Below are 10,043 nucleotides of genomic sequence, written 5' to 3'. Positions count from 1 at the left end.
CCGTACGCTCTAGCCAGCTGAGCTACACCGCCGTGTGACAACATTTAATATCATAATAGAGGAATTGGATATTGTCAACATATAAAACGAAAAAATATATAAGGAAAATATCCCCTTCATTTTTTACCTTAGAAACAAAGAAGCATCCATGATCATGGATGCTTGTTGTCTCCCTATTCATCATCTTTCCTACATGTATTCAGCAGCAAGTTACCCGCGTCTCGCTCCACGCCCTCCCCGCTTCGATTCCGTATGACGGCGCAACGACGCCAGTCGATCTTCACTCTCTTTGAGGAAACGACTAATTTTTTGCTCTAAACTGTCAGCTGCAGAGCGGTCGTGTGCTCGGTGGCGAGGCCGCTGCGAAGAAGGCGTATCTTTTGCCTTGCGAATGGATAGACCGATTTTTCCATCTTGGCCGACGTTGATCACCTTCACATACACCATGTCGCCAACTTTCAAATGATCGTTGATGTCCTTGACATAGTTATCGGCTACTTCGCTAATATGAACCAGTCCTGTCACACCTTCCGGCAGCTCTACAAACGCCCCGAATTTCGTAATGCCTGTGACTTTGCCTTGTAACTTGCTGCCTACTTCAATCGACATAAAAAAAGTGCTCCTCCTTAAAACGCTTTAAAGATGGTATTGCTTTCATTATAGCGAATGAAAAAAATACGTGTCAATATGACGGATGCCCGTATTGTACGGGCATCCGCAGTTAAAATATCACTCTTCTGGCAAGACAAAAATAATTTCCCCATCTTTCGATAAATAATATTTTTTTCGTGCCAGTTCAGCAATGTAATCATCGTCATGCAGCTTTTTCATTTCCTCTTTCAGTTGCTTTTCCTGCTGTTCGAGCTCCGCAAGCTGGTCTTTTAGCTCTTGTTTTTCCGCTGTTTTTGCATCGATCGCCTTCACCTGCAGATGCAACGTGTAAATGAGAACAGAGGCGAGCACCATAAACAGTGAAGCCCAAAAGGCCAAACGAACAGCCACAACCCGCCGCCTTCTTGACGCCTTCCGCTTTTTTTCTTCTTGTTCTGATACGTAACTAGACTGCAGTTTCGTCACATTCGGTTTCCGGGGCACGTTCATGTATTTGCACCTCTTTTATTTCCGCCATTTCGCAAACCATATGCCTATTTTGTCTTTTGTATTCTTGATTTGTCCAGCAAATCCTTTTAAACGATGAAAAAAATTTTCCACCCAAGCTCGACGATGCGGCGGCACTCGTCGCCAAACGGCTATACCTATCCAGCGCAGCGGAGCAAGCAAGAAAAGAACAGTTTTCCAAACGACAAGCAATAGAAACTGGACCGTCCACATAACAAGCCGGCAAGCAAACAAAAGCAACGCTAACGTCATTTGTCCAAGGAGGACGAGGGGACGGATCACCATATGGCGGAACAGCTGGGCGAACGCCTGTCCGATCCGCACCGCCAACCAAATGATCCACTCGAGCACCCGAACGTACAACGAACGGAGCAAACTTTGATAAGCGGCATAGCCGCATAAAAGCGCCAAAAAAAGATAAAAGCGAAGCTCGCCATCATTGACGAGCAACAATACATAAAAAACAAGAAGCGCCTGCACTGCCCAAAATAACACATCATTCACAAAGACGAGCCAGTGCGCCCGTTCGTCCCGTTTTAAAAATCGGTTGTACGTATCAAGCGCCATGCCAAGCCAGCCTCCCATGCCGATCATCGTCAGCATGGTGAGAAGCTGTGTTGTGATGCTCATTTGAACAACTTGCTAAAGAATCCTTTAGCCTTCTCCTGATGGTCGTCTAAATAAACGAGATCAAAAATGCGCCCTTTAATCGAGACGACACCTTTATCGACATCTAAGTTTTTCATTTGCAAGTTTTGCCCTCGAATCGCTAAAAAACCCATGACCGTCTCAAGCAAAAACTCCTCATTGTCAAAGCTCTCGACTTGTTTTACCCCAGTAATGTCAAGAAGACGTCGGCCGCGCATGATCACGTCGTGTTCTTGAACCGGTCCTTTGTTCATATTCCCGCTAAATTCATCGTGCCGATTCATGTTCATCCCCCGCATTTCGATTTAGAATGAAAGGCGGCAGAGCCCACCGCTTTTTTCGTATCCGCTGTTTGTACCATATGTATGTCAGCGGGGGATGGTTTAGAACAAGCCCGCGGGACAAATTAGACGCCGTCTTGTTCGGACGCAGATGCGATCCGTTCTTCACGAATCAGCTCATACAACCCCGTCGCCTCTTCTTTTTTTGTCGTTTCTTTTAAATCAGCTACTTTTACTGTTACCCGTTTTTGCCCAAACTGAATCGTCAGTTCATCACCAATTTTCACGTTTGAACTTGCTTTGGCAACATGGCCGTTGATCCACACTCGGCCTTGATCAGCAACTTCTTTCGCCAATGTGCGGCGTTTAATGAGCCGGGATACTTTTAAAAATTTGTCAAGACGCATGATGATCCCCCTTACCGTCCGTTTTCTTTTGCTTCTTCCCAAAATCGATCGAGCTCGGCGAGTGAAAACGAGGTGATCGGCCGACCGCTTTTTCGTACTTGTTCCTCAATGTAGGCGAAGCGGCGGGTGAATTTGTCGTTCGCCATTTGCAGCGCTTCTTCTGGCTGAATGCCATAATACCGGGCAAGGTTGATGAGCGCAAACATTACATCGCCAAATTCACTGACAAGCTCCGCGCGACGGCCGCTAGACGTTTCCGCTCGAAACTCGACCATTTCTTCCTCAACTTTTTGCCATATGGGTTCCACATCATTCCAATCAAACCCAACTTTAGCTGCCTTTTTTTGCAGTTCGTAAGCCCGCATCGTCCCTGGCAAGCTCTTCGGAATGTCAGCGAGGAGCGATTCCGGCTGTTCATCGCCTTTTTCCTCTTTCTTAATTTTTTCCCAGTTCACGACCACTTGTTCGGCTGTATCGGCCGTTACATTCCCAAACACGTGCGGATGGCGACGAATCATTTTCGCTGTCAACGTGCGGATGACATCGTCGATCGAAAATAGGCCGTCGTCAGCGCCGATTTGGGCGTGCAGCATCACTTGCAACAACACATCGCCCAATTCTTCAACCATATGGTCATCGTCGTTCTCATCGATCGCTTCAAGCAATTCATACGCCTCTTCAAGCAAATACCGCTTCAGCGATGCATGTGTCTGCTTCCGGTCCCACGGACAGCCATTCGGCCCCCTCAGCGTCGCAATGACGCGGCGCAACGTCTCAAACCGATGGTAAAGCAGCGGCTCATCCTTGACCGGTGGCACATAGACACTCGTCAAGTTGTCGAGCACAGTCTGACGATCAAGTTCATAGAGCGGCACTTGCTTTACTTGTTCGGCCTTCGTTCCTGCCGCGGTAACAATATAGACCAGGTAGTCGTCAGGAAGCTGTTCCATAAGGGAAAGCTTCACGTTCGAGGCGACAAACGAATCATACACTTGACAAAAAACCGTATGCAGCGAAGGCGACCACTCGTCTCCTTGAAAGGAAGTCGCATCCAACAGCTGAAACCCTTCGATCGGGTCGATGCGCAGCGCAGCAAACAGTGCATCGAAAAAGCTTTGGCCGCCTTCAATCATCACCCGGCAAACGCCGCGTCGCTCCTCCTCTAAAAGAAGCTGCACCGTTTGTTCAGCAACAAGCGGATGACCAGGAACGGCATAAAACACGTCGCCGTGCTTTACTTGTTCGACAAGAATAGAAACAATTTCCGCATACACATCAGCAAACTGCTCGTGCTTTTCATAAACATCGTCAAATGACGTAAACGTGATTCCTTCTTCCTCAAGCCCCTTCACGGCCGGATGTTCTTTCGTCCGCAAAAAGAGCGGATGCGCCCGCTTGAGCTTTCGGTATACACCGACCGGCAGCTGTTCGAAATCCCCAGCGCCAAGTCCGAAAATATAAATCGTATTCATCGCCGATCACCTGCTTCCTGATAGTAGACGAAATTTATTAGCCAACGGGAGAGCGGACAATTCCTCCTCGGAGAAAACGTTCCCTTTGACAATGCATACGATATAAACGATCGCACCGACGGCGACGCCTCCAAGCGCCTCGGCGGTTGCCCATAAGCGTCCGCCGGCGGCAGCATCCATAAGCCACATATACAACTGCAGCACGACAACCATCGCGACGCCAGCCTTCACGATTGGATAGGCATACTTTTGGATGTTGGTCAGTTGGCATTCACGCCGCAAGCATACATATAAAAAGCAAGCCATGAGCGTATAAGCCCCCGTCGTCGCTAAGGCCGCGCCAAGGACGCCAAACGGCGGCACAAGCCAATGCATGAGCGCCATTTTTCCCGCTACGGCCACCGCTACACCGGCAGCGGCCGCCCACTCTTTTCCCATTCCTTGCAACATGGCGGACGAAGTCAGTGCCATCGTTGTAAAAAAGACAGAAGCGGACAAGACAGCGAGAACGAGTGAGCCACGATCATTTTCAAACAACATCGTATTGATCGGCCGAATCAGGCAAATGAGCCCTAAAGAAGCGCCAACACCGATGACGGCAGCAAATCGAAATGGCAACAGACCTTGCGTGAAAATGGTTCCTTGGCTGCGTTGGGCGCTAGAGATAAATGGGACAAGCGCCAATGAAAGCGATGTGCCGACAACCGTGCCAAGCTGGATGAGCGGTTGCCCGCGATCATACACCCCTTTTAACCATTTCACCTCATCTAGGCTTGCTCCTGTTTCATGAAGAAGTGGGACAAACAAAAACGAATCCACGAGTGGAATAAGCGTCAATGCCATATTTGTCAAACAAACGATCGTTCCAACTGTCAATAAATGTCGGCCTACATGTAAGAACGAAGCCGTGGGCGTGCGGCCGGCCGTTTTTTTTCGTCTTCGCTTAGCGGAGTAAAAGAGCAAAATAAGAAGCGCCGCCGCCATACCGCCGAGTGTCCCTGCAATCGCTGCCATGCCGCAGGAATAAACATCTGCACCACGCCGTATCGCCCAATATGACAGTCCTAAAATCGCTGTCACCCGCACGAACTGTTCACCAACTTGAGACACCGCAGTCGGCATCATGTCATGCTGGCCTTGGAAATAACCACGCAGCACAGCGATCAATGGAAAAAACAAAAATGAAAATGAAAGCAACCGCAACAGCGGTTCAAGCCGACCGTCCCCCATCCATGACGCCACCGTTTCGGCCCCTGCATACAAACCAGCAAACAGCATAACACCGAGCGCGCTTAACAATAGCAGCGCGATGCGCCTAACGGCGGCTGCTCCCGCCACATCTCCTTCCACGAACCTCTCAGCGATGAGCTTCGAGATAGCGACCGGGTAGCCCGCTAGTGACATCGCTACAACAATGCCGTAAATCGGATACACTTGTTGGTAAATATAAAAACCGACATCCCCGACCATATTTTGATACGGGATACGGTACAACGCGCTTAACAGCTTCGTCAGCAAAGCAGCAACCGTCAATACAGCTGCGCCTTTCCATACGTTCCCCATATCGCTTTTCCTCCCGCCTTCATGGCGTTTGCCGACGGATAGCCAGGCTGGGGACATTCGCCAGCGACCGAGAAAGCCGCCAAACGGTTCCATTGCCATGGCTACGCTCGATATTATAGCGCAACATGGGACTGCTAGACAAAGACGATGTCTTACCCGAAGCCACGACTTTCCCAAGCGGCTAGCAGACGGAAAAAAGGCAGCTTTGTAAGCTGCCTTCTTGTTTCGCTTATTGTTCCATTTGTCGGGCTAAAAAGCTGGCCGCAGTTTCAACCGCTTTATGCTCCACTTCACCAAGCGTCTTCTCGCGTGATAAAATGATGACCGCCCCGATCGGATCGCCGTTGGCGACAATCGGACCGATCGTATACGACTTCAACGTCTCCGTCATCCCGTCTACTAGCTCTACCTCTCCTTCTTCCGTATGGAGGACAGAAGTGCGCTCTTCCATCGCTTTTTCCACTAGCGGGCTGACGCTTTTGTTCATATACTCTTTTTTCGAAACACCGGCGACAGCGATAAATACGTCGCGGTCACAAATGAGCACGGGCTGCCCGAGGCTGTCAAACAGTGCCTCAGCATACTCTTTAGCAAAGTCACCCAACTCACTGATCGGCGAATATTTTTTCAAAATGACCTCTCCATCGCGATCAACAAATATTTCGAGCGGATCTCCTTCGCGGATGCGTAACGTTCTCCGAATTTCCTTCGGAATGACAACCCTTCCCAAGTCATCAATTCGACGAACAATACCGGTTGCTTTCATGCTTTGTATACCCTCACTTTCATCTAGGATTTGAAGGATACTCCGATGAACCCTTTTGTGATGGGGAATTCACCATTGTTGTCATTAGTATCCTTCACAATCCACTTTCTATACGCGATGAAAGTGATTTTGCCCATTTTAGATAAAATTGTCCATCATTCATTATCGCCACATCAGCAGAAACATAAACATGCAAAACAAAACTCGACTTTTTTGTCCTGGTCATGCGATCACTGATTTTTCGTTTTCCACCCCGAACAGCTGCTTTAACGTCTCATACAAAATCATCAGCCATTCGTGTGGCTTCATTTGTTTAATATAAAGAACGATTTTCAGCTTCGCCCCATCCATGCCGAATCCAAACAGGCGGCCATACTGGCGGCCAATGCCAGATAAGCGCTGGATTTCCACTGTTTTCGACGCCTGCTCGGTAAATAAAAGATCGATTTGTTGCTTATGCTGCTTAATTGATTCAACGCCGAGCTGCTTCGCCAACGCTTTAATTTCCGCAATTTGAAACAAATAAGCCACCTCGTCCGGATAATCGCCGAAACGATCCGCCATCTCCTCACGTAGCATCTCAACGTCCTCGAGTGTCTCGACAGCTTTAAACCGCTTGTACATTTCAATTTTTTGTAATCCATCGGAAATGTACGTATCCGGAATATAGGCATCAACTTCTACGTCGATCACAACGTCCGGGCGCTCCTCTTCCTGTTTAAGGCCACGCCGTTTTTCAATTGCCTCTTTCAGCATTTGTGAGTATAAATCAAATCCGACCGAATCGATAAAGCCGTGCTGTTCCGCGCCGAGAATGTTGCCGGCACCGCGGATCGACAAATCGCGCATGGCGATTTTAAACCCGGAACCAAGCTCGGTGAACTCTTTAATAGCTTGCAACCGTTTTTCTGCCGTTTCATTCAACACCTTGTCTTTTCGGTACGTGAAATATGCATAAGCGACGCGGTTCGAGCGGCCGACGCGCCCACGCAGCTGGTACAGCTGCGACAGCCCCATCCGGTCGGCGTCATACACGATGAGCGTATTGACGTTCGGAATATCGACGCCTGTCTCAATAATCGTCGTTGTCACCAACACGTCATATTGCCCTTCCAAAAAGGCTAAAATCGTCGATTCGAGCTCAGCCTCCGACATTCGCCCGTGCGCAAACGTCACGCGCGCTTCCGGGACAAGCTGGGCGATTTCTTCTGCTCTCAAGTCGATATCTTCGATATGGTTATAAAGGAAAAATACTTGCCCATCGCGGGCGAGCTCGCGCTCAATCGCCTCTTTAACAAGCTCTGGTGTATATTCCATTACATACGTCTGTACCGGAAAACGGTTTTCCGGCGGCGTCTCGATGATCGACAAATCGCGTACACCGATCATCGACATATGGAGCGTACGCGGGATCGGCGTTGCTGTTAATGTAAGCACGTCGATATTCGCCTTCAGCTGCTTAATTTTTTCTTTATGCGCCACGCCAAACCGCTGCTCCTCGTCAATAATGAGCAAGCCTAAATCTTTAAACTTCACGTCCTTCGACAACAGCCGGTGCGTACCGATCACCATGTCGATTGTGCCGTCTTTTAACCCTTTGATCGTCTCCGCCTGCTGTTTTCTCGTCCGAAACCGGTTTAACACCCCGACGTTAATCGGAAATCCTTGGAACCGCTCACGCACCGTTTCATAATGTTGCTGGGCTAAAATCGTCGTCGGCACAAGGAAGGCCACTTGTTTGCCGTCCATAATCGCTTTAAATGCCGCCCGCAGCGCCACTTCCGTTTTCCCGTAACCGACGTCGCCACAAAGGAGGCGGTCCATCGGCTTTTCGCTTTCCATATCACGCTTAATTTCCTCGATCGAACGAAGCTGGTCTTCCGTCTCTTGGTACGGAAACGCCGCTTCAAATTCGCGTTGCATTTCTGTATCCTGGGAAAATGCATATCCTTTGCTTGCCTCGCGCTCGGCATATAACTTGATTAAATCTTCCGCAATGTCTTGGACAGAAGACTCCACTTTCTTTTTGACTTTTTTCCATTCTGTACCGCCGAGCTTATAAATTTTCGGCTCTTTTCCTTCCGAACCGACGTACTTTTGCACTTGGTCCATTTGATCAACCGGGACGTAAAGCGTATCGCCGCCTTGATATTGGATATGAATATAGTCTTTATGCACTCCGTTGATTTCTAACGTCTCGATGCCTAAATATTTTCCGATACCGTGGTTGACATGGACAACATAGTCGCCGACTTGCAGTTCGGCATAGCTTTTGATCCGCTCGGCATTCGACAACTTTTGTCGGCGCACTGGGCGTTTGGCCCGCTTTTTGAACAGTTCTTCCTCGGTGATGACCGCCAGTTTTTGCAGTGGCAGCTCAAACCCTGTATTTAAATCGCCTTGAAGGAGCTGACATTTGCCGTGCAACAACGCCGCTTCGTGCGGCAGCGGCAGCGCATCGATCTCGTAATCTTCAAGCAGCGACTGCAACTTTTTCACCCGCTCGGCATCCGGCGCCAAAAAGACGACCGCATAGTTCGCCTTTTTCCATCGCTCGATCTCAGACTGAAGAAGAGCCATTTGCCCATGAAAGTTTTGCATTTGCTTACATGTAATATTGACGACATTTTGCGGATGAGTATGAGGTGCATGACGTAAAAATAAGGACAAGTACACCCGTTGGAATCGACTCTTTTGCAACAATTCAGAAAATGAGTGCGAAATCGGCACATCATGGATCATTTTTCCGCCGTCGAGTAAGCTTGTATACCATTCCGCTTCTTCGCGATCAAGTCGCTCAGCCGCCTCCTGCAACCGGCTCATTTCATCCATCAGCAGCACGCCATCTTCTGGCAAATAATCTAGTAAACTCGCAGCCTTTTCATAAAAAAGAGACATATATTTATATTGTTGTTCGATTTCCTGTCCCTCGCGCAGCTGTTCCAATTCAGCGTGGATATGCTCGTACATCCGCTGCTTGGCAGCATCATCTTTGATGTTTTCCAAACTAGCTGCAAGCCCGGCTTCGATTCGTTCGATTCCTCGCTGCCGTGCCTCCTCATTAAGAATAATTTCGTCGGCCGGCCCGATCATGACGCGGTCCACCTGCTCGTGTGAACGCTGGTCATCAGGGGTGAACGTTCGAATCGATTCAATTTCTGTATCAAACAGCTCAATACGATACGGAAGCTCAGCCGTTAGCGGATAAATGTCAACGATGCCGCCACGGATGCTGAACTCCCCGGGAGCAGAAACGGTGGCGACCCGCTTGTATCCCATTTCGACAAACAGCTGCTTATAGCGTTCCAAATCGAGCTCTTGTCCAACCGAGAACGTAAACAAGTAATGCTTCCAAAGCGACAGCGGCGGCAGCAATCGCCGCAAGCCGGCGACTGGACAGACAACAACCCCTTTTCCTTCTTGCGCCCAATGATTCATAATTTCGAGACGTTGTGCCTTCAACTCCGGACTGGCGACCGCCATTTCAGCGGCGATGACTTCGTTGACCGAATAAAGAAACACATCATCCGGCCCCAACAACGAAACGAGATCGTCATATATTTTTTGCGCCTGAAACAAGTTATGGGCCACCACTAACATCGGCCGCCCTGTCTCCTTATAAAGGGTGGAAATAAAAACAGACCGAGCCGACCCTGACAGCCCGGCGACAAGCTGTTCTTTCAGGCGGACATGGATTCCTTCAATGATCGTGCGAACATCCTGATTTTCAGCTAAATAGCGATGCAGAGAAAGCACCTCTATCCCCCCTCCTTCCAACATCAGTTTC

9 protein-coding genes are annotated in these 10,043 nt (G+C 49.1%); all 9 read right to left on the bottom strand.

The window, feature by feature from the left end:
* Positions 1-210 precede the first annotated feature (210 nt).
* Positions 211-609, bottom strand: coding sequence for a S1 domain-containing RNA-binding protein (locus DSM465_RS0116450; RefSeq protein ID WP_008881703.1), 399 nt, complete (start codon positions 607-609; stop codon positions 211-213).
* A 120-nt stretch (positions 610-729) separates the two neighbouring features.
* Positions 730-1,101, bottom strand: coding sequence for an FtsB family cell division protein (locus DSM465_RS0116445; protein ID WP_008881702.1), 372 nt, complete (start codon positions 1,099-1,101; stop codon positions 730-732).
* A gap of 15 nt (positions 1,102-1,116) precedes the next feature.
* The gene (yabQ, locus tag DSM465_RS0116440; protein WP_008881701.1) at positions 1,117-1,749 is read right to left on the bottom strand and encodes a spore cortex biosynthesis protein YabQ; all 633 of its coding nucleotides are present in this window, start codon (positions 1,747-1,749) and stop codon (positions 1,117-1,119) included.
* Positions 1,746-2,051 (bottom strand): sporulation protein YabP, encoded by a 306-nt coding sequence (gene yabP / locus DSM465_RS0116435; protein ID WP_008881700.1) that lies wholly within the window; start codon positions 2,049-2,051, stop codon positions 1,746-1,748. Before yabP ends, yabQ begins: the two co-directional genes overlap by 4 nt.
* A 122-nt stretch (positions 2,052-2,173) precedes the next feature.
* Positions 2,174-2,455: an RNA-binding S4 domain-containing protein gene (locus DSM465_RS0116430; protein WP_008881699.1), complete on the bottom strand. Its 282-nt coding sequence runs from the start codon at positions 2,453-2,455 to the stop codon at positions 2,174-2,176.
* A gap of 11 nt (positions 2,456-2,466) precedes the next feature.
* Complete coding sequence (gene yabN / locus DSM465_RS0116425) at positions 2,467-3,927, bottom strand: bifunctional methyltransferase/pyrophosphohydrolase YabN (protein ID WP_029761814.1); 1,461 nt, start codon at positions 3,925-3,927, stop codon at positions 2,467-2,469.
* Positions 3,928-3,933: 6 nt separating this feature from the next.
* A complete protein-coding gene (locus DSM465_RS0116420; RefSeq protein WP_029761813.1) occupies positions 3,934-5,490 on the bottom strand; it encodes a putative polysaccharide biosynthesis protein in 1,557 nt (518 codons plus the stop codon).
* Between the two features lie 229 nt (positions 5,491-5,719).
* Positions 5,720-6,256: a stage V sporulation protein T gene (gene spoVT, locus DSM465_RS0116415; RefSeq protein WP_008881695.1), complete on the bottom strand. Its 537-nt coding sequence runs from the start codon at positions 6,254-6,256 to the stop codon at positions 5,720-5,722.
* Between the two features lie 222 nt (positions 6,257-6,478).
* Positions 6,479-10,012: a transcription-repair coupling factor gene (mfd, locus tag DSM465_RS0116410; protein ID WP_011886610.1), complete on the bottom strand. Its 3,534-nt coding sequence runs from the start codon at positions 10,010-10,012 to the stop codon at positions 6,479-6,481.
* Positions 10,013-10,043: the final 31 nt, after the last annotated feature.

Source organism: Geobacillus thermodenitrificans subsp. thermodenitrificans DSM 465 (assembly GCF_000496575.1).
Taxonomy (GTDB): Bacteria; Bacillota; Bacilli; order Bacillales; family Anoxybacillaceae; genus Geobacillus; species Geobacillus thermodenitrificans.
Note: the sequence above shows the minus strand (reverse complement) of the source record. Positions and strands in the feature narration are given on the sequence as shown.

Coding starts and splice junctions, on each gene's coding strand:
- spoVT (WP_008881695.1), bottom strand. CDS start 6,256: ATGAAAGCAACCGGTATTGTTCGTCGAATTGATGACTTGGGAAGGGTT.
- DSM465_RS0116445 (WP_008881702.1), bottom strand. CDS start 1,101: ATGAACGTGCCCCGGAAACCGAATGTGACGAAACTGCAGTCTAGTTAC.
- DSM465_RS0116450 (WP_008881703.1), bottom strand. CDS start 609: ATGTCGATTGAAGTAGGCAGCAAGTTACAAGGCAAAGTCACAGGCATT.
- yabP (WP_008881700.1), bottom strand. CDS start 2,051: ATGAATCGGCACGATGAATTTAGCGGGAATATGAACAAAGGACCGGTT.
- yabQ (WP_008881701.1), bottom strand. CDS start 1,749: ATGAGCATCACAACACAGCTTCTCACCATGCTGACGATGATCGGCATG.
- DSM465_RS0116430 (WP_008881699.1), bottom strand. CDS start 2,455: ATGCGTCTTGACAAATTTTTAAAAGTATCCCGGCTCATTAAACGCCGC.
- yabN (WP_029761814.1), bottom strand. CDS start 3,927: ATGAATACGATTTATATTTTCGGACTTGGCGCTGGGGATTTCGAACAG.
- DSM465_RS0116420 (WP_029761813.1), bottom strand. CDS start 5,490: ATGGGGAACGTATGGAAAGGCGCAGCTGTATTGACGGTTGCTGCTTTG.